18 protein-coding genes, 1 tRNA gene and 1 pseudogene are annotated in these 16,764 nt (G+C 66.9%); 7 read left to right on the plus strand and 13 right to left on the minus strand.

The window, feature by feature from the left end; translation table 11 throughout:
• A pseudogene (locus G579_RS19190) lies at positions 1-189 on the plus strand ((Fe-S)-binding protein); the annotation flags it as partial.
• A 308-nt stretch (positions 190-497) separates the two neighbouring features.
• Here the strand turns inward: G579_RS19190 and G579_RS19730 are convergent.
• The 7 genes from G579_RS19730 to rpsU all read right to left on the minus strand — a co-directional run bounded on the left by G579_RS19730 (position 498) and on the right by rpsU (position 7,624).
• Entirely contained in the window at positions 498-725 is a 228-nt protein-coding gene (locus G579_RS19730; protein WP_081662703.1) for a helix-turn-helix domain-containing protein, read from the minus strand.
• Positions 684-760, minus strand: a tRNA-Ile gene (locus G579_RS0109445). Before G579_RS0109445 ends, G579_RS19730 begins: the two co-directional genes overlap by 42 nt.
• Positions 761-866: 106 nt before the next feature.
• A complete protein-coding gene (rpoD, locus tag G579_RS0109450) occupies positions 867-2,717 on the minus strand; it encodes an RNA polymerase sigma factor RpoD (RefSeq protein ID WP_028989989.1) in 1,851 nt (616 codons plus the stop codon).
• Positions 2,718-2,835: 118 nt separating this feature from the next.
• Positions 2,836-4,590, minus strand: a complete 1,755-nt coding sequence (dnaG, locus tag G579_RS0109455; protein ID WP_028989990.1) for a DNA primase — start codon at positions 4,588-4,590, stop codon at positions 2,836-2,838.
• Positions 4,590-6,914: an endonuclease MutS2 gene (locus G579_RS0109460; protein ID WP_038019250.1), complete on the minus strand. Its 2,325-nt coding sequence runs from the start codon at positions 6,912-6,914 to the stop codon at positions 4,590-4,592. The genes dnaG and G579_RS0109460 overlap by 1 nt, the downstream gene beginning before the upstream one ends.
• A gap of 37 nt (positions 6,915-6,951) precedes the next feature.
• Positions 6,952-7,404 (minus strand): GatB/YqeY domain-containing protein, encoded by a 453-nt coding sequence (locus G579_RS0109465; RefSeq protein ID WP_028989992.1) that lies wholly within the window; start codon positions 7,402-7,404, stop codon positions 6,952-6,954.
• 4 nt (positions 7,405-7,408) lie between these two features.
• Positions 7,409-7,624, minus strand: a complete 216-nt coding sequence (rpsU, locus tag G579_RS0109470) for a 30S ribosomal protein S21 (RefSeq protein ID WP_028989993.1) — start codon at positions 7,622-7,624, stop codon at positions 7,409-7,411.
• A 224-nt stretch (positions 7,625-7,848) separates the two neighbouring features.
• Between rpsU and tsaD the strand changes: the two genes are divergently transcribed.
• Both tsaD and G579_RS0109480 read left to right on the plus strand, forming a co-directional pair.
• Positions 7,849-8,853, plus strand: coding sequence for a tRNA (adenosine(37)-N6)-threonylcarbamoyltransferase complex transferase subunit TsaD (tsaD, locus tag G579_RS0109475; RefSeq protein WP_028989994.1), 1,005 nt, complete (start codon positions 7,849-7,851; stop codon positions 8,851-8,853).
• Positions 8,850-9,374 carry a tetratricopeptide repeat protein gene (locus tag G579_RS0109480; RefSeq protein WP_028989995.1) on the plus strand — a complete coding sequence of 175 codons (525 nt, stop codon included), beginning with the start codon at positions 8,850-8,852 and terminating at the stop codon, positions 9,372-9,374. Before tsaD ends, G579_RS0109480 begins: the two co-directional genes overlap by 4 nt.
• Before the next feature lie 53 nt (positions 9,375-9,427).
• Here G579_RS0109480 and G579_RS0109485 read toward each other — a convergent pair whose 3' ends face one another.
• A complete protein-coding gene (locus G579_RS0109485) occupies positions 9,428-9,850 on the minus strand; it encodes a DsrE family protein (RefSeq protein ID WP_155989798.1) in 423 nt (140 codons plus the stop codon).
• 128 nt (positions 9,851-9,978) lie between these two features.
• Positions 9,979-10,569, minus strand: a complete 591-nt coding sequence (gene plsY / locus G579_RS0109490) for a glycerol-3-phosphate 1-O-acyltransferase PlsY (RefSeq protein ID WP_028989997.1) — start codon at positions 10,567-10,569, stop codon at positions 9,979-9,981.
• A gap of 80 nt (positions 10,570-10,649) precedes the next feature.
• Here plsY and folB point away from each other — a divergent pair, with 80 nt between their 5' ends.
• Positions 10,650-11,006 carry a dihydroneopterin aldolase gene (gene folB / locus G579_RS0109495; RefSeq protein ID WP_028989998.1) on the plus strand — a complete coding sequence of 119 codons (357 nt, stop codon included), beginning with the start codon at positions 10,650-10,652 and terminating at the stop codon, positions 11,004-11,006.
• The gene (folK, locus tag G579_RS0109500; protein WP_051181334.1) at positions 10,999-11,514 is read left to right on the plus strand and encodes a 2-amino-4-hydroxy-6-hydroxymethyldihydropteridine diphosphokinase; all 516 of its coding nucleotides are present in this window, start codon (positions 10,999-11,001) and stop codon (positions 11,512-11,514) included. The genes folB and folK overlap by 8 nt, the downstream gene beginning before the upstream one ends.
• Before the next feature lie 194 nt (positions 11,515-11,708).
• Here the strand turns inward: folK and G579_RS0109505 are convergent, their stop codons facing one another.
• Complete coding sequence (locus G579_RS0109505; RefSeq protein WP_028990000.1) at positions 11,709-12,458, minus strand: pteridine reductase; 750 nt, start codon at positions 12,456-12,458, stop codon at positions 11,709-11,711.
• 20 nt (positions 12,459-12,478) lie between these two features.
• On the opposite strand from G579_RS0109505, the gene G579_RS0109510 reads away from it, so the two are divergent.
• Positions 12,479-13,690: a class I SAM-dependent methyltransferase gene (locus tag G579_RS0109510; RefSeq protein WP_028990001.1), complete on the plus strand. Its 1,212-nt coding sequence runs from the start codon at positions 12,479-12,481 to the stop codon at positions 13,688-13,690.
• Here the strand turns inward: G579_RS0109510 and G579_RS0109515 are convergent.
• Positions 13,685-14,737 carry a complex I NDUFA9 subunit family protein gene (locus G579_RS0109515; RefSeq protein ID WP_028990002.1) on the minus strand — a complete coding sequence of 351 codons (1,053 nt, stop codon included), beginning with the start codon at positions 14,735-14,737 and terminating at the stop codon, positions 13,685-13,687. The genes G579_RS0109510 and G579_RS0109515 overlap by 6 nt on opposite strands.
• Positions 14,738-14,982: 245 nt before the next feature.
• The gene (locus tag G579_RS18660; RefSeq protein ID WP_081662704.1) at positions 14,983-15,135 is read right to left on the minus strand and encodes an entericidin A/B family lipoprotein; all 153 of its coding nucleotides are present in this window, start codon (positions 15,133-15,135) and stop codon (positions 14,983-14,985) included.
• A 325-nt stretch (positions 15,136-15,460) separates the two neighbouring features.
• Between G579_RS18660 and G579_RS0109525 the strand changes: the two genes are divergently transcribed.
• On the plus strand, positions 15,461-15,931 hold the full coding sequence (locus G579_RS0109525; RefSeq protein WP_028990003.1) for a hypothetical protein: 471 nt from the start codon (positions 15,461-15,463) through the stop codon (positions 15,929-15,931).
• 20 nt (positions 15,932-15,951) lie between these two features.
• Here the strand turns inward: G579_RS0109525 and lgt are convergent, their stop codons facing one another.
• Entirely contained in the window at positions 15,952-16,752 is an 801-nt protein-coding gene (lgt, locus tag G579_RS0109530) for a prolipoprotein diacylglyceryl transferase (RefSeq protein WP_028990004.1), read from the minus strand.
• Positions 16,753-16,764 lie beyond the last annotated feature (12 nt).

The raw sequence follows: 16,764 nt of genomic DNA on the forward strand, positions 1-16,764 counted from the left end.
TTTACCACTGCCGTCGATACCGGCGGCACGCAGATGCTGCTGCCCACCGTGGACGAATGCGGGCCCTGGGGGCAGCACGAGGTCTATTTGTGCGGCTCGCCCGGCATGATCAACGCCGCCATCGAACTGCTGCGCTCCCACGGCACACCGCCGGAACATATCCACTTCGATGCCTTCACGCCGAACTGAAAGCCACGCAGGGCCTTCTGACGGGATAAGCAAAAGCGGCTTGGGCTCCGTTGCCCAAGCTGCTTTCATTTGGTAGACACCCAAACTAGTCAACGTAGTCGGCCACACTCCCCGCGGCTTGCCGAAGAAGTCCTTCGCTCCCGAAGATGACTCTTTCCAAAGAGGGCGTCTTCGGTGTTTTGGGGCATCCCCGCTAGGGGACAGGATCCGCTGCCAGTTTGTTCACCCCAAGCCGGGCGGCAATGCCTAAGCGTGCGCGGAGCGCTGCGATCTCGGCCACTGACGGTGCGCCACCGTTGTCGCGCTGCTCATGGCGCCCCCGTCCGCAGCGCCGCTTCCACGAGCGCCAGCAGCTCTGGAGAGACCTTCTCGGCGGCCTCCACCTTGGATAGGTAGGGCTGCGACACGCCGAGGCGGCGGGCCAGTTCCTTATGACGGAAAAACCAGCATTTTCGTGGGCTTGCGGGGAGTTTGGACGAGGGCGGATGGGTGTGTGGTGGGCCCGCTCGGACTCGAACCGAGGACCAAGGGATTATGAGTCCCCTGCTCTAACCGACTGAGCTACAGGCCCGGATGGGATAAGCCGTTGAACTGCTTCGGGAACAAGGGATTGTAGCCCAAAGGCCGGGTGGAAAAAACACCACCCGCCGGGAATCCGGCGGGTGGCTTGGGTGGGTTCAGAAGGTGGTGACTTCGCCTTCCACGAAGCTGCGCAGGCGCTCGGAGCGGCCGGGATGGCGCAGCTTGCGCAGGGCCTTGGCTTCGATCTGGCGGATGCGCTCGCGGGTGACATCGAACTGCTTGCCCACTTCTTCCAGGGTGTGGTCGGTGTTCATGCCGATGCCGAAGCGCATGCGCAGCACCTTGGCCTCGCGCGCGGTCAGGGTGGCCAGCACTTCCTCGGTGGCTTCCTTGAGCCCGGCGTTCAAGGCCGCCTCGACGGGCGCCACGGTATTGCGGTCCTCGATGAAGTCGCCCAGGTGGGAGTCCTCGTCGTCGCCGATGGGCGTTTCCATGGAGATGGGCTCCTTGGCGATCTTCAGGACCTTGCGGATCTTGTCCTCGGGCATCTCCATGCGCTCGGCCAGCTCTTCGGGACTCGGCTCGCGACCCATCTCCTGCAGCATCTGCCGGCTGATGCGATTGAGCTTGTTGATGGTCTCGATCATGTGCACCGGGATGCGGATGGTGCGCGCCTGGTCGGCGATGGAGCGGGTGATGGCCTGCCGGATCCACCAGGTGGCGTAGGTGGAGAACTTGTAGCCGCGCCGGTATTCGAACTTGTCCACCGCCTTCATCAGGCCGATGTTGCCCTCCTGGATCAGATCCAGAAACTGCAGCCCTCGGTTGGTGTACTTCTTGGCAATGGAGATCACCAAACGCAGGTTGGCCTCCACCATCTCCTTCTTGGCCCGGCGCGCCTTGGCCTCGCCGATGGACATGAGGCGGCTGGCTTCCTTGAGGTCGGCCACGGTCAGGCCCGCCTCGAATTCCAGGGCCTGCAGGCGGCGCTGCACGGCCTGGAGCTCGGCCCGGTAGTCGGCCAGCTTGGCCGCGTAGGGCTTGCCCGACGCCAGCACCGATTCCAGCCACTCGGCATTGCCTTCATTGCCGGGGAAGCTGCGGATGAACTCCTTGCGCGGGAAGCCGGCCTTTTCGACGCTGATCTCCATGATCTGGCGTTCGGCTTCGCGCACCCGTTCCACCAGGGCGCGCAACTGGTCGGCCATCACGTCGATCTGCTTGCTGTTGAGCTTGATCTCCATGAAGCTGACGGCCAGTTCCGCTTGGATGGCCTTGTATTCGGGGCTGCGGATGCCATGCTCGGCCCGCGCCGCCTGCAGGCTGTCGTACTTCTCCCGCAGCACGCGGAAGCGCTCGATGGCCTCTTCCAATTGCGGGCCCTTGTCGACGCTGCTCTCGCTGTCGCCGCTGTCCTCTTCGATCAGGTCCTCGTCCTCGTCGGCCAGGGCCTCTTCGGCCGCCAGCCCGTCCTGCTCCACCATCAGGTTGGGATCGACGAAGGCATCGACCACCTCGTCCAGGCGGATTTCTCCGGCAATGACCTTTTCCGCGGTCCTGAGCAGCGTTTCGATGGTGGTGGGGCACAGGGCGATGGCGCGGATGGCCTGCTGCGTACCTTCCTCGATGCGCTTGGCGATCTCGATTTCGCCCTCGCGGGTCAGCAGTTCCACGGAGCCCATTTCGCGCATGTACATGCGCACGGGATCGGTGGTGCGCCCGAAGTCCGCATCCACGGCGGCCAGGGCTTCCTCAGCGGCTTCCTCGACGTCCTCGGCGGCAGCGGCAGGGGCGGTCTCATCCAGCAGCAGGGTTTCGTCATCCGGGGCCTCTTCGTAGACCTCGATGCCCATGTCGTTGATCATGGCGATGACGTTTTCCATCTGCTCGGCATCCAACGCTTCATCGGGCAGGTGGTCATTGACCTCGCGGTAGGTCAAAAACCCTTGCTCCTTGCCCTTGGCGATCAAACGTTTCAGTTCTGTGCGTTGGGACTCGTTGTCCATGTATCCCTACCTCATCAACCAAAATGGAAACCGGTTTCCGGACCGGGCGGTGCCGAAGAACCGACCATTATAACCAATTGCTAAAATATTCACATACCTGCCCGCTGGCACGGCCCGCTCAGCTGCCGCGGCTGGGCCGGCGGCGTGGCATGAGCAGCAGGAATTCTTGAAGTTCTTCCGGGCTCAAGGGAGTATCCTTGCTGCCCGCGCGCTGCTTCAGCGCCTCGAAGCGCGCCTGCCGGGCCAGATGGTTCAGGGCCTCGACGCAACCCGCGATGTCCTTCTCCTGGTCATCCTCTTTCCATGCGAACTCGGCGGCCAGATTGCGGCTGGCCAAGCTGGCCAGCTTGGCCGCGGCCGGATCGTCCTCGAAACGGCTCAGGAGCATGGCAGTAGTGATATGCGGTGTCTCGAGAACGATATCAAGGGCCCGACAAAACAGAGGTATGCCGCGCTCTCCCAGGGTCTCCAGCCGCTGCCGGTCCACCTCCCGCCAAGCCGGATGGCCGGGGTGCTGCAGGAGCAGTGCCAAGCTGCGTCCCACCAAAGACAGGCGTACGGGCGCGGACCGGCGCACGGGGCGTTGCGGTCGAGGCTTATGACGGATTTGGATCGGCTCCAAGCCCACAAGTTCCCGCAAGCGCTGCTCGTACAGCACGCGCATGGGCCCGGTCGGCACCTTGTCGAGATAGGGTTTCGCCAAGCTGGCCAGGCGCGCGCGTCCATCCCGCTGCTGCAAATCCACCTGCTCGCTCAGGCGATCGAACAGATAATCGAGCGCCGGAGTGGCCTGGGACAGGCGCTGCAAGAAGGCATCCCGTCCCTGATGCCGGATCAGCGAATCGGGATCCTCGCCTTCGGGCAGGAACAGGAAGCGCAGCAGACGGCCTTCCTGCAGGGCTTCCAGCGAGCCTTCCAGGGCCCGCCAGGCGGCCTCCCGGCCCGCCCGGTCCCCGTCGAAACAGAAAATGATTTCGGGCGCGGCACGGAATAAACGTTCCAGATGCGCGTTGGTTGTCGCGGTGCCGCTGGTGGCGACGGCGAAGGCGATATCTTGCTGGTGCAGGGCGATGACATCCATGTACCCTTCCACCACGAGCACCCGCTGCTCGGCCCGGATGGCCTCGCGGGCCTGGTGGAAACCGTACAGCACCTCACTTTTGTGATATAGCTGAGTTTCCGGGGAATTCAAGTACTTGGGCTGCTTGTCCCCGTCGATGACCCGCCCCCCGAAGCCGATGATGCGGCCGCGATGATCCCAGATGGGGAAGATGATGCGGTCGCGGAAGCGATCGTAGTAGCCGTCCCCCCGCTCGCGGGCGACGACCAGCCCGTTGGCGAGCAGCCTTTCGCGTCCGCTCTGGTTTCTGCCGAGCTGCTGCAGGAGAAAGTCCCAGCGGGCCGGGGCATAGCCCAGGGCGAAGCGCTCGATCGTGGCGTCGTCGAGGCCGCGCCGGCGCAGGTACTCCCGGGCTTGCGGCGACTCGCGCAGGCTCTGCTGGAAGAGACGGGTGGCGGCCTCCAGCTGTTCCAGCAGATCCCGATGGCTTTCCGTGCTGGCCACCGTCTTGCCGTTGTCGGCGGGCAGGGGGAGTCCCGCGGCCTGGGCCAGGTCGCCGATGGCTTCCGGGAAGGACAGCCGCTCGTATTCCATGAGGAATCGGATGGCGTTGCCGTGGGCATGGCAGCCGAAGCAATAGTAGATCTGCTTGTCGGGGCTGACGTGAAAGGAGGGGGTTTTTTCCTGGTGGAAGGGGCAGCGGGCCACGTAGTCCTTGCCGGCCTTCTTCAGCGGCACGCGCGCATCGATGAGGTTCACCAGGTCGGTGCGCGCCAGGACCTCGTCGATGAAGGATTGGGGGATCAGGCCCATCAGCTGAGTTCCAGTTCGGTCACGCCCGCGCCGCCTCGTTCCGGGCGGGCCATGGCGAAGGACTTGACGCGCGGGTCGGCCCGCAGTACGGCGCGCACCATCTCGGCCAGCACGCCGTTGCCGGTGCCGTGCAGGATGCTGACCTGGGTCAAGCCGTGGGCGCGCGCCTCATCCAGGTAGCGTAGCAGATTCTCTTCGGCCTCGTCCCGCCGTTGTCCGCGCAGGTCCAGCTGCAGGCGCGGTTCGGCGGCCGGCCGGCTGACGGTGGCCGCGCGCTCCTCTTTGGGCAGCTGCAGGCCGCTCTTGGGCTCGAACTGGTCCAGGCGGCCCCAGAGCTGCTTGCCGCGCGCACTCACCTGGATGCGATTGTGCTCGGCATCCACCTGCAGCACCGTGGCCGGCAGCCGGTAGGGGTGGAAGAGGCCCACGTCGCCCGGCTGGGGAAGGCGAGAAGGTTGCTGCGGCCGGGTGGCGGGCTTTTTGCCCTGGAAGCGGGCATCGAGTTCATTCAGGCTTTGGGCGGCGCCGGTGGTGTCGCGGCCGGTCTTCAGCTGCTGGATGCGCTGCTTGACCTGGCGTCGCGCCTGGCCGAGGGTATCCTGCCACTCGCGCCGCGCCTCTTCGTAGGCGCGCTCGCGGGCGGCGGCTGCGGCCTGGCGGTCCGCTTCGGCGGCCTGCCGAGCGGCGGTTGTCGCCGCTTCGGCCGCGGCCGCGGCCTGGCGGGCGTCGGCGGCTTCGTTCAGAATGCGATCCCGCTCGCGCACCAGCCGGTCCACGGCGCTTTCCTGCTCTTGCAGCAGGACGCGCGCCCGCCCGGTGATCTCCTCGGGCAGTGCCAGCCGCTGGGCGATGTCGATGGCGTGGCTTTCGCCGCTGCGGCCCAACTGCAGCTGGTGGGTCGGGCGCAGGGCCTCGACGTCGAAGCGCATGCTGGCGACCTGCACGCCGGGGCGATTCAGGGCGTAGTGCTTGAGGGCCTCCAGATGGGTGGTGATCAGGCTCAGGCTGTTGCGCTGGCACAGGGCTTCGGCCACGGCCGTGCCCAGGGCCCCGCCCTCGCGCGGGTCGGTGCCGGAGCCGAGCTCGTCCAGGAGCACCAGGCTGTCGGCGTCGGCCTGCTCCAGCACCAGCCGCAGCCGCAGCAGCTGGGCGGAAAAGGTGGAGAGGTTGTGCTCGATGCTCTGCTCGTCGCCGATGACGGTCAGGATGCGGCCGAACCAGCCGCAGCGCCCCCGGGCGGGAATGGGCAGGCCCAGGTAGGCCATGACGTGCACGAGGCCCACGCTTTTCAGGAGGACGGTCTTGCCGCCAGTGTTGGGACCGGTGACGATCAGCTGGCGCAGCGCCTCGCCCAGCGCCAGATCGGCGGGCACCACTTGGCCCGGTCCCAGCTGCAGGCAGAGCAGGGGGTGGCGCAAGGTGCGCAGATCGAAGGCCGGGCGGGCGTCGATCTCGGGCAGCTCGCCGCCGTAGCCGCGCGCCAGCAGCAGGCCGGCGCGCACGCCGTCGAGGCGGCCGATCTCCGTCAGCATGGGCAGCAGGGCGGGCGCGGCCTCGCCGACGGCGGCGGTGAGCGCTCGCAGGATGCGCACCACTTCCGCGCGCTCGTCCTGCTGCTGGGTAATCAACTGGTTGTTGAGGTCGATGACGTCCAGCGGTTCGATGAAGAGGGTTTCGCCGCTGGCGGAGCGGTCATGGACGATGCCCTTGACGCGGCCCTTGTGGGTGGCGCGCAGGGGCAGCACGTAGCGCTCGGCGCGCAGGGTGACGAGCTGCTCCTGCCAGGCATCGGCCAGGTCGCCGCGGCCGAGCAGCTGCTGGAGCAGGCTGCGGATCTCGCGGCGGGTGCTCTGGATCTGGCGGCGCAGGCGGGCCAAGTCCGGAGAGGCCTGGTCGCGCACTTGGCCGTCCTCGTCCAGGCTTTGGCGCAGCCGCTCCGCCAAAGCGGCGGGCGCTTGCAGCTGCTGGCCCAAGGCACGCAGCGGGTTCTCGGGAGCGGCGTGTTCCAGGGCGGCGCGGTAGTCGCGCAGGGCGTCCAGCACGACGCGGACGTCCAGCAGGTCGCCGGCTTCCAGCCAGGCGCCCGGGCGCTGGGCGGCGCTGAGATGGGGACGGATGTCGGGCAAGGCATGGGCGGGCAGGTCCTCGCCCAGGCGCTGAAGGTCCAGCAGGGCCTCGCTCCAGTGCAGCCGCTCGCGGGCCTCGGTCAGGATGGCGGCGGGCTGCAACGCGGCCACATGGTCGCGGCCGTAGCAGTGGCTGACGTGTTCCAGCCAGTGGGCACGCAGGGCGGGGAGATCGAGACTGTCCAGGTGGGTGTGCATGGCCAGACAGGAATGCCCGGCGGATCCGGACAGGGGCTCAGGAAAGACCGGCTAAGTACGCCTTGACTTTGGCGCTGACCTGGCCCATGTCCGCCCGGCCCTGGAGGGTGGGGCGCAGCTGACCGATGACCTTGCCCATGTCCTTGGGGCCTTCGGCCCCGGTCTCGGCGACGGCGGCCTCGATCAGGGCATCGATCTGCGCCTCGGACAGGGGCTCGGGCAGGTAGCCCTGCAGCAGCGCGGCTTCGGCGAGCTCCTTGTCGGCCAACTCCTGGCGGCCGGCATCCGTATACTGGCCGGCTGCGTCCTTGCGCTGCTTGATGAGCTTCTCGACGACGCCGAGCACCTGCTCGTCGTTGAGCTCGATGCGCTCGTCCACCTCGCGCTGCTTGATGGCCGCCAGCAGCATGCGGATGGTGAGCAGGCGCTCACTGTCCTTGGCCCGCATGGCGGCCTTCATGTCTTCGGTGATACGGGCCTTGAGGCTCATGCTTTCAGTACATGCGCACCAGACGCTGCTGCTGACGGCGCAGGCGCTTCAGGGTGCGCTTGCGGGCCGCGGCGGCCTTGCGCTTGCGCTCTTCCGTGGGCTTTTCGTAGAACTCGCGGCGACGGACTTCGGACAGCACGCCGGCTTTTTCGCAGGAGCGCTTGAAGCGGCGGAGGGCAACTTCAAAGGGTTCGTTTTCTTTCACTCGAACAGTAGGCATGAATCGCGTTCACCTTTCGTTGAAAATTGGCGCCAATGGCTTTCCGGAAAGGCGGGATTATAGGCATGTGCCCTTTGAGTGTCAAAAGACTTTGGTACGATCGGCCGGATGGACGCCGCCCTGTCCTTCGACCTTTGCAGGATGCCAGGACAAGAACGCTTGCCGCCGGGGCTTGTCTCAGTGGAGACATTGACCCGGAATGGCTCAAGGGCAACAATGCGGCTATGCAGGTATTAGGAATAGAAAGCTCTTGCGACGAGTCGGGGGTGGCGCTGTTCGATACGGAACGCGGTCTCCTGGCCCACGCCTTGTTCAGTCAGATCCCCATTCATCAGGCCTACGGCGGCGTCGTGCCCGAACTGGCGTCGCGTGACCACGTCCGGCGTCTGCCCGGCCTCATCCGCCAGGTGCTGGGCGAGGCGGGCGTGCAGCGGCCCGATGCCGTGGCCGTGACCGCCGGCCCCGGTCTCATCGGCGCGCTGCTGGTGGGCGCCACGCTGGGACGCACCCTGGCCTACGGCTGGGGCGTGCCCATCATCGGCGTGCACCATCTGGAAGGCCATCTGCTGGCGCCCATGCTGGAGCCGGACCCGCCGCCCTTCCCATTCATCGCCCTGCTGGTCTCCGGCGGCCACACCATGCTGATCCGCGTGGACGGCATCGGGCGCTATACTTTATTAGGAGAGAGCCTGGACGACGCCGCCGGCGAAGCCTTCGACAAGACCGCCAAGCTGCTGCAGCTGGGCTATCCCGGCGGACCGGCCATCAGCACCCGGGCCGAGCAAGGCGACCCGGCGGCGGTGTCCCTGCCGCGGCCCATGCTCGACCGGCCCGGGCTGGATTTCAGCTTCAGCGGCCTCAAGACGGCGGTGCTGCACCAGGTGCGCCAATGGACGGCGCCGGGCACGCCGCAGCAGGTCGCCGATTTGGCCGCCTCGTTCCAGGAGGCGGTGGTGGAAACGCTCTTCGTCAAGTGCCAGCGCGCCTTGCGCGACAGCGGCTTGCAGCGCTTGGTGGTGGCGGGCGGAGTGGGCGCCAACCGGCGCCTGCGCGAGCGGCTGAAGCAGTTGCCGGCGGAGGTCTATTATCCCCGCCCCGAGTTCTGCACGGACAACGGCGCCATGATCGCCCTGGCCGGTGCCCTGCGCCTCCAGGCGGGCGAACACGCCTCGCCGGATTTCTGCGTGCGGGCCCGCTGGCCATTGGAGCAATTGGGGGTTCCCGCATGAGAGACACGGTCAGTGAAGAATCGTTGATTCAGGCACGGGTGTTGTCGGATGAGGACTTCCGGGAAGGGCTGGACTGGCAGCAGGTGGGCAGGCTGCCGGAAGCCATCCGCTGCTACCAGCGCTCCCTGACGCACGAGGAAAGCGCGGTGGTCTGGACCTTCATGGGCTGGGCGTTGGCCGAGAGCGGCGACCATCACGCCGCCATCGCCGCCTGCAAGAAAGCGATCAAGCTCGATCCCGAGTTCGGTCATGCCTGGAACGATCTGGGCGCCTATTTCATGGAGACCGGCCGGGTGGACGAGGCCCTCTTCGCCCTCAAACGCGCCCTGAAATCCAAGTATTTCGACGCGCCGCATCTGGCGTACATGAACCTGGCCCGCTACTACCTGCACCAAGGCAAGCTGCGCCGCGCCCTGGATGCGGCCAAGTCCGCCCAGGATCTCTCACCCGGCTACCGCCCGGCCATCAAGCTGGCGGAGTGGATCCGCGAGCGGATGGAGGAGTGGAACATCTGGGATTAGTCGCGCAGCCGGCTGCCGGTCCGCTCACCGCGACGCGCGCGCACGCCGGGGTGCTACCAACTGATCGACCGGGTGCTGTCGTCGAAAAGCGCGGCGCCGGTGACGTCCGGGTTGCCCTTCCTTATCCCTTGCAGCAGATCGTCGTCCTTCATGCCCAACTGTTCCATGCAGTGCTGGCAGGCAATCACCTTGCCGCCGCCGGCGATGAAGGCCTTGAGCATGCCCGGGGCCTTGCTGCCCGCCCTTGGCGTTGCCTTGGCAGCGGCCAGGCGGGTGCCCTCCAGGTTCAGGAAAATGACCACCGGATGGCCGTTTTTCAGCTGACGTTGCGCAAAGGTCAGCGCCATCTCGGCGCGATGGGGCGCATCGGAGGACAGGTTGACGAACAAACCGGCCTTGTCGGCAGCCCAGGCGGGGCTGTTGAGCATGGCCGCGCCGAGGATGATCCACAGGAAAAGACGCACAAGCTTTGCCATGATGACCTCCTCGTCGAAGGATGAGTTCAGCACAGTACCCGTGCTCCCGCGGCTGGTGTCGGGTGGTGCCGCCAAGCCAGTGTAGCGCGTTCACCCGCGCAGGGAAATGGATGCCGGCCTGTGCAGACTCAGGCCTTCTCGCCGATGCGCTTTTCCGTTCCCGCCAGGATGCGTTGGATGTTGCCCTGATGCCGCCATAGAAGCAGCAGGGCCAGCACCATGGCCAGGGTGAGGTAGGGCGCACCCGGCAGCAGCCAATGGCTGAGCAGCGGCGCGCTCACTGCGGCGCTCAGGGCGGCCAGGGAGGAGATGCGGAAGAGCAGGGCCACGGTGAGCCACACGGCCGCCAAGGCCAGCGCCAGCGGCACGGACAGGGCGAGATAGACGCCGAGGCCGGTGGCCACGCCCTTGCCGCCGCGGAAACCGAAGAAAACGGGAAAGAGGTGGCCGAGAAAGGCCGCCAGCGCCACCGCCGCCAGATCCCAGCCATCCAGCCCCAGGCCGCGGGCCAGCCATACCGGAATGGCGCCCTTCAGCAGGTCGCCCAGCAGGGTCAGCGCGGCGGCTTTCTTGCCCGCCATGCGCAGCACGTTGGTGGCGCCGGGGTTGCCGGAGCCCAGGCTGCGGGGGTCGGGCAGCCGCAGGGCGCGGGCGACCAGGACAGCGGTGGTGATGGAACCGATGAGATAGGCGACGACGACGAGTATGGCGGTCTGCATCCGCTCATTGGAACGGTTCGCGGGGGGTGTCGTCAAGGTCTGAATCGCTTATAGTGTCCGCCTCACAGGAGGAGGGATGCATGGACCTGCTTTTTTTGCGCGAATTGAAGGTTGAGGCGATCATCGGCATCTACGACTGGGAGCGGCAGGTCAAGCAGCCGCTGCTGATCGACCTGGACATGGCCGCCGACGTGGCCCGCGCCGCCGCCACGGACCGGGTGGAGGATACGGTCAACTACAAGGACATTGCCAAGCGCCTGATCGCTTTCGTGGAGGAGTCCCAGTTCCAGTTGGTGGAAACCCTGGCGGAACGCATCGCCGACATCGTCCTGAACGAGTACGGCGTGCGCTGGGTGCGCGTCACCCTGCACAAGCCGGGCGCCATCCGCGGCTCGCGGGACGTGGGCGTGCAGATCGAGCGGGGTCAGCGTGACTGAGACCGGCGCGGAGGCGGGCGAAGCGGCCTCCGTCTTCGTCGGCCTGGGCAGCAACGAGGGGCGGGAGGCGCATCTGCGCCTGGCGGTGGCAGCCCTGCGTGAGCGCTTCGCGCCCGTGCGCCTCTCGCCGGTCTACGAAAGCCCGGACAGCCGCTTCGGCGGCCCTCCTTTCTACAACCTGGTGGCCGGCTTCCGCACCGCCATGGCGCCGGCCGATCTGCGCGCCTGCTTCCGCGAAATCGAGGCCCGTTGCGGCCGGGTGCAGCGGCGGGAGCGCACCTTTCCGCTGGACCTGGACTTGCTGCTCTACGATGACCGGCTCGGTGATGATCCCAGGCTGCCCCACCCGGACATTCTCACCCGCGCCTTCGTGCTCAAGCCTCTGAGCGACCTGGCGCCGGATTTCGTGCATCCGGCCACCGGCCGGACGCTGGCCTGGCACTGGCTGCATTTTGATCGGGGGCAGCTCGGCGGATTGCGGGCTGTGGAGCTAAGAGTGGAGGGTTGATGGGGCGGTGGGTCACCGTTCAGCTGCCGTCGGCGCGGGCAGATCCGGATGTGGTGGCGGCCGGTGCCGTTGATCGTGAGGGGATGCTCCTGCCGTGCCCGCTTCCGTGCTTGCAGCCAGCCGGCGCGTCGGGCTGACGGGGCCGCCCATTCGCTCCAGCTTCAAATCACGATTCACGAATCGCGAGTCATGATTCAATAAACGCCGCGCCCCCCATCCACCGCCAGCACCTGTCCCGTGACGTACGGCGCATCGAGCAGGAAAAAAGCCACTGCCGCAGCCACGTCCGCGGGGCTGCCGGCACGCTTGAGGGCGGTCTTGGCCAGGATACCCTGGCGCGTGCCCTCGGCGGGGTGCTTGCCTTCGGCCCACAGGGCCACGCCCGGGGCGACGGCATTGACGCGAATGGCCGGTCCCAGGTCCTTGGCCAGCCCCTTGGTCAGCATGATGAGCCCGGCCTTGGACACGCTGTAGGGCAGGTAGTTGGCCAGCGGGCGCTCGCCGTAGATGTCGGCGATGTTGACGATGGCGCCCTGGCTGTCGCGCAGGGCGGCGGCGGCCGCCTGGGCCAGGAAGAAGGGCGCGCGCAGATTGGTGTTGAGCAGGTCGTCCCACTGCTCGGGACTGACTTCGTCGACCGGGGTGGGGTAGAAGGCCGAGGCGTTGTTGACCAAGGCATCCAGGCGACCGAAGCGGTCGAGCACGCTGTCCACCAGCAGCGGTAGCACGGCAACGTCGCGCAGGTCCGCCTGCAAGGTGAGGACCTCGATGCCGTGATCGGCGCTCAGCCGGGCCGCCAGCGCCTCCGCTTCGGCGCGGGATCGGTTATAATGGATGGCCAGGCGCATGCCCCGGGCGGCGAGGTGCTCGGCGATGCCCGCTCCGACCCGTTTGGCCGCGCCGGTAATGAAGGCCACTCGTTGCTCCGCCTGCCTATTTGCCATGATCGTCTCCGGAAAAGGCCATGTCTGATTCTCCCCATTGTCTCAACTCGGGCTCGCCAGTCAACCTGCGCCAGCCCCCGCAACTGCCCGAGCCCGGCGCCGAGGAGCGCGCCCACGAGGCGGCGCTGGCGGCGCTCATCCGTGCCGATATGGCGCAGCAGGGCGGCGCCATCCCCTTCCACCGCTTCATGCATCTGGCCCTCTATGCGCCGGGCCTTGGCTATTACGTGGCGGGACAGACGCGCTTCGGCATCGGCGGGGATTTCGTCACCGCGCCGGAGCTGGGCGACGTCTTCGCCCGCACTCTGGCCCATACGGCGGCGGCGGTGCTGGCGCAGGCGGGCGGAGACGTGCTGGAGGCCGGCGCCGGCAGCGGCGCCCTGGCGGCGGACCTGCTGGCGGCCCTGGAACGGCTGGGGCGTCTGCCCGAGCGCTACCTCATCCTGGAGGTGAGCCCCGACCTGCGCGCGCGCCAGCGCCAGCGCCTGGAGAGCCGGGTGCCGCATCTGCTGGCGCGGGTGCAGTGGCTGGACGAGCCGCCGGCGAGCATCACCGGGGTGGTGTTGGGCAACGAGGTGCTGGATGCCATGCCGGTGCACGCCTTCGAACTGGACGAGAGCGGGCAGGCGTGGGAGCGCACGGTGCGCTGGGCGGGGGGGGCCTTCGCCTGGGACCGGGCGGCGCCGATCGGGGCGCTGGCCGAGCGCCTGGCGCAGCTTGCGCCGCGTCTGGCCGCGCCTTATCAGTCGGAAGTCAATCTGGCGGCCGAGGCCTGGATCGCCGACCTGGGCGGGCGCCTGCGGACGGGGGCGCTGCTGCTGGTGGATTACGGCTTCCCCGCCGCCGAGTGCTACCACTCCCAGCGCAGCATGGGCACGCTCATGTGCCACTACCGGCACCATGCCCATGGCGACCCCTTGAGGCTGGTCGGCCTGCAGGACATCACGGCGCACGTGGATTTTTCCGCCATGGCGGCGGCAGGCGAGAGGGCCGGGCTGACGCTGCTGGGCTACGCCAGCCAAGCCCAGTTCCTGCTGGACGCCGGCCTGCAGGAGGTGCTGATGGCTTCCTTGTCGCCGGATCCGGCGGTGCAGATGGCGCTGGCCAACCAGGTCAAGCGCCTGACCCTGCCGAGCGAGATGGGCGAGCTTTTCAAGGTGCTGGCCCTGGGTCGGGAGCTGTCGGGCCCGCTGCCCGGCTTCGGCGGGCGCGGACGAGCCGGCGGTTTATAGTTCCTTTTCCCGCTCGCCATGGCGATAGCGGGACAGGCGCTCGGTGCGGCTTTTCTTGCCCAGGTAGGTCGGCACCACCGCTTCCACGGGGGTAGGCTGGATGCCGAAGACGGCCGGGAAGCTCTCGCCGGTGCAGACGTTGTCCACGGACAGGCTGCGCAGGTTGTCGCCGGTGAGCAGCTTGCCGGGCAGATGCTCCAGCACGCCGGCTTGGGCGTAGGCCATCCAGTCGGGCAGGTTCAGGACCGCCTTATGGCTGCCGATCAGGCTGCGGGTGTATTCGACCAGCTCGCGCAGGGTGTAGATCTTGGGGCCGCACAGGTCGTAGATCTGGCCGAAGGTGCGGGGGTTTTCCAGGGCGCGCACGTAGGCCTCGGCCACGTCCTCCACCCACACGGGCTGCAGGCGGGCGCTGGGTTTGGCCAGGGGCAGGAAGAGCGGAATGCGGCGCAGGAGGCTGGCAAAGCGGTTGAAGAAGCTGTCGCCGCGGCCGAAGATGATGGACGGCCGGAAGATGGTGACCTGCAGGCCGCGCCCCCAGACCAGCTTGGGGCCGTTCAGGTAAGTGAACCAGCCCAGTGCGGCGCTGTCCTCGCCGGCTTGGCGCACGATCTCCTGCCCCAGGCCCTTGGAGCGCTGATAGGCGCTCGGGCCCACCGGGTCGGCGCCGAGGGCGCTCATGTGCAGCACCCGCTGCACGCCGAGCTTGGCGCAGGTGTTGACCACCAGCCGCGGCAGTTCCACGTGCAGCTGATGGAAGTCGCCGCGCCGCTTCGGGGGCAGATCCTTGCGCCCGGTCCGGCGCTCGTTGAGGATGCCGACCAGGTTGACGACCGCGTCCATGCCCTCCAGATACGCGCTCAGGGCGGCCGGATCGAGCGGATTGGCTTCGATCAGTTCCACGTTGGGCATGACCAGCATGTCCCGGTGCCTCTCCCGCTGGCGGGTCAGAATGCGGACGCGGATGCCTTTGGCGTTCAGCTTTTCCGTGATGTGGCGGCCCACGAAACCCGTGCCGCCCAGAATGCAAACCTTGCGAATGGCCATGCCTCTCCCCTTTTGCCGCTCCGATCAGGTCGTGTTGCCTTATAGGAGTTTTGTCGAGGAGGCATTGTCCCTGTGCGGCTGCACAGCGTCAAGACGGCGCCGGGGTTGGCGGGGGAGACGGATTTCGAGGGACGATCATGCGCATGCCTGGGAGAGTCGGGCGCGACTTTGCTGCCGGATGCGACGGACGGGAAGGGAACCGCATCCCCTCACAGGAAGCTTTCCGTGAGGGGACCGTCATCCGGTTACTTGTTGGCTTTCTCCGCGGTGTTTTCCAGCTTCTCGCCGCCGGATTGCACGTCCTTGCCCAAGCCCTCCATGGTGTTGCAGGCGGTCAGGGTCAGGAAGCCGGCGAGCACCGAACCGAAAACCAGCGTATTTAGGATTTTGCGTTTCATACGGATATCTCCTTTGAGAAAGGACGGAATTAGCATTCTACAAGACAAAAGTCAGCACAATACAACCAAAGTCTGTACTGCGGCGACAGGGAAATCCGGCATCCCGGAACCAGGACGGCGTGCTTGCGCCATGCTTTCCGCCATGTTCCGGGATCTTGCGCAATATCCGTGCGTTAATTCGGTTTTTTCCGCACCGACCGCACCCGGCCCGGCAATAGAGCCGCGCGGCGGGGCCGATCGTCCCTCCGGCCAAGAGGGTACCCTTGAAACTTGCACTTGCTGCCCCTATCTAAATTGTAAGGAGTCAAGATCTGGAGGATTTCAAATGGGCATGGCGGAATGGGTGAAACGGGATCTGGCCGAGATCAAGGCCGCTGCCTGCGCATACGCCGAGCAGATCGGCCGTCCCTGGCTGCTCTTCAGCGAGCAGATGGGCGCGGCCCTGGCCGACACTCCCGACGCGGTGATATGGGAAAAGAGCGGTCAAGGCGGGCCGGAGATGCATGGCCTGCTGCTCTTCCCCGATTACAGCACGGCACAGGATTTGATCAATTACCGGCCCGAAGAGTTCGCCGGCGCGCGCCCGGTGCACATCCGCGATTGGCCTGTCTACGGCGAGCCGGACGAGATGACGCTGAGAGTGGCTGCCGGGGCCTACCTCGACGGGGCGCAGCGCCTGTCGGATGCCGTGCAGGTCCGCTTGCTGCCCTGGGCCGTCGAGGACGGGGCGCCGGGCATCCTGCTGCTGGATGCCAGGCTCAATTTCGTGGCGCCGGAGGAGAACCTGCTGCAGTAAAAAGCAGACGACGGGAGCGCTCAGGCGGGGCGGCTTTGGGCCGCCCCGTGCTTTTTGTAGGCCCAGGCCATGATGGCCAGGCCCAGGATCGCCATGGGCAGGCTGAGCAGCTGGCCCATGGTGAAGTCGCCGACGATGAAACCCAATTGCACATCGGGCTCGCGGGTGAACTCGACCAGGAAGCGGAAGGTGCCGTAGCCCGCCAGGAACAGGCCGAAGACCGCGCCGCGCGGCCGCGGCCGAGCGCTGTAGAGCCACAGCAGCAGGAAGAGCAGAACACCTTCCAGGAGCAGCTCGTAGAGCTGCGAGGGGTGGCGCGGCCAAGGTCCGCCGCCTGGAAAGACCATGGCCCAGGGCGCACTGCTCACCCGGCCGTAAAGCTCGCCGTTGATGAAGTTGCCGAGACGCCCCAAGCCGAGGCCGATGGGCACCACAGGCACGATGAAATCCGCCGAGTGCAGAAAGCTCTTGCCGAGCTTGCGGGTGTACAGGTATCCCGCCACGATGACGCCCAGCATGCCGCCGTGGAAGGACATGCCGCCCTGCCAGACGGCGAAAATCTCCAGCGGGTGGGCCAGGTAGTAGGGAAGGTTGTAGAAGAGCACGTAGCCGAGCCGCCCGCCCAGCACGACACCGAGCGCGGCATAGAACACGAAATCGGAGATCTCGTCCTTGCTCCAGTCCCAGTAGGGACTGCGTCCCCGCCAGATCAGCAGCAGCCAGGCGGCGAGGAAGGCCAGTACGTACATGAGCCCGTACCAGTGCACGGCCAGGGGGCCGATCTGGATGGCGACGGGGTCGATCTCGGGATAGACGAGCATAAATGGCGGCTC

The sequence above is a fragment of the Thermithiobacillus tepidarius DSM 3134 genome, from assembly GCF_000423825.1.
Classification (GTDB): Bacteria; Pseudomonadota; Gammaproteobacteria; order Acidithiobacillales; family Thermithiobacillaceae; genus Thermithiobacillus; species Thermithiobacillus tepidarius.

What these genes read in the sequence shown, in the direction of transcription:
- rpoD (WP_028989989.1), bottom strand. Translation starts at nt 2,717, where the DNA reads ATGGACAACGAGTCCCAACGCACAGAACTGAAACGTTTGATCGCCAAG.
- dnaG (WP_028989990.1), bottom strand. Translation starts at nt 4,590, where the DNA reads ATGGGCCTGATCCCCCAATCCTTCATCGACGAGGTCCTGGCGCGCACC.
- G579_RS0109460 (WP_038019250.1), bottom strand. Translation starts at nt 6,914, where the DNA reads ATGCACACCCACCTGGACAGTCTCGATCTCCCCGCCCTGCGTGCCCAC.
- G579_RS0109465 (WP_028989992.1), bottom strand. Translation starts at nt 7,404, where the DNA reads ATGAGCCTCAAGGCCCGTATCACCGAAGACATGAAGGCCGCCATGCGG.
- rpsU (WP_028989993.1), bottom strand. Translation starts at nt 7,624, where the DNA reads ATGCCTACTGTTCGAGTGAAAGAAAACGAACCCTTTGAAGTTGCCCTC.
- tsaD (WP_028989994.1), top strand. Translation starts at nt 7,849, where the DNA reads ATGCAGGTATTAGGAATAGAAAGCTCTTGCGACGAGTCGGGGGTGGCG.
- G579_RS0109480 (WP_028989995.1), top strand. Translation starts at nt 8,850, where the DNA reads ATGAGAGACACGGTCAGTGAAGAATCGTTGATTCAGGCACGGGTGTTG.
- G579_RS0109485 (WP_155989798.1), bottom strand. Translation starts at nt 9,850, where the DNA reads ATGGCAAAGCTTGTGCGTCTTTTCCTGTGGATCATCCTCGGCGCGGCC.
- plsY (WP_028989997.1), bottom strand. Translation starts at nt 10,569, where the DNA reads ATGCAGACCGCCATACTCGTCGTCGTCGCCTATCTCATCGGTTCCATC.
- folB (WP_028989998.1), top strand. Translation starts at nt 10,650, where the DNA reads ATGGACCTGCTTTTTTTGCGCGAATTGAAGGTTGAGGCGATCATCGGC.
- G579_RS0109505 (WP_028990000.1), bottom strand. Translation starts at nt 12,458, where the DNA reads ATGGCAAATAGGCAGGCGGAGCAACGAGTGGCCTTCATTACCGGCGCG.
- G579_RS0109510 (WP_028990001.1), top strand. Translation starts at nt 12,479, where the DNA reads ATGTCTGATTCTCCCCATTGTCTCAACTCGGGCTCGCCAGTCAACCTG.
- G579_RS0109515 (WP_028990002.1), bottom strand. Translation starts at nt 14,737, where the DNA reads ATGGCCATTCGCAAGGTTTGCATTCTGGGCGGCACGGGTTTCGTGGGC.
- G579_RS18660 (WP_081662704.1), bottom strand. Translation starts at nt 15,135, where the DNA reads ATGAAACGCAAAATCCTAAATACGCTGGTTTTCGGTTCGGTGCTCGCC.
- G579_RS0109525 (WP_028990003.1), top strand. Translation starts at nt 15,461, where the DNA reads ATGGGCATGGCGGAATGGGTGAAACGGGATCTGGCCGAGATCAAGGCC.
- lgt (WP_028990004.1), bottom strand. Translation starts at nt 16,752, where the DNA reads ATGCTCGTCTATCCCGAGATCGACCCCGTCGCCATCCAGATCGGCCCC.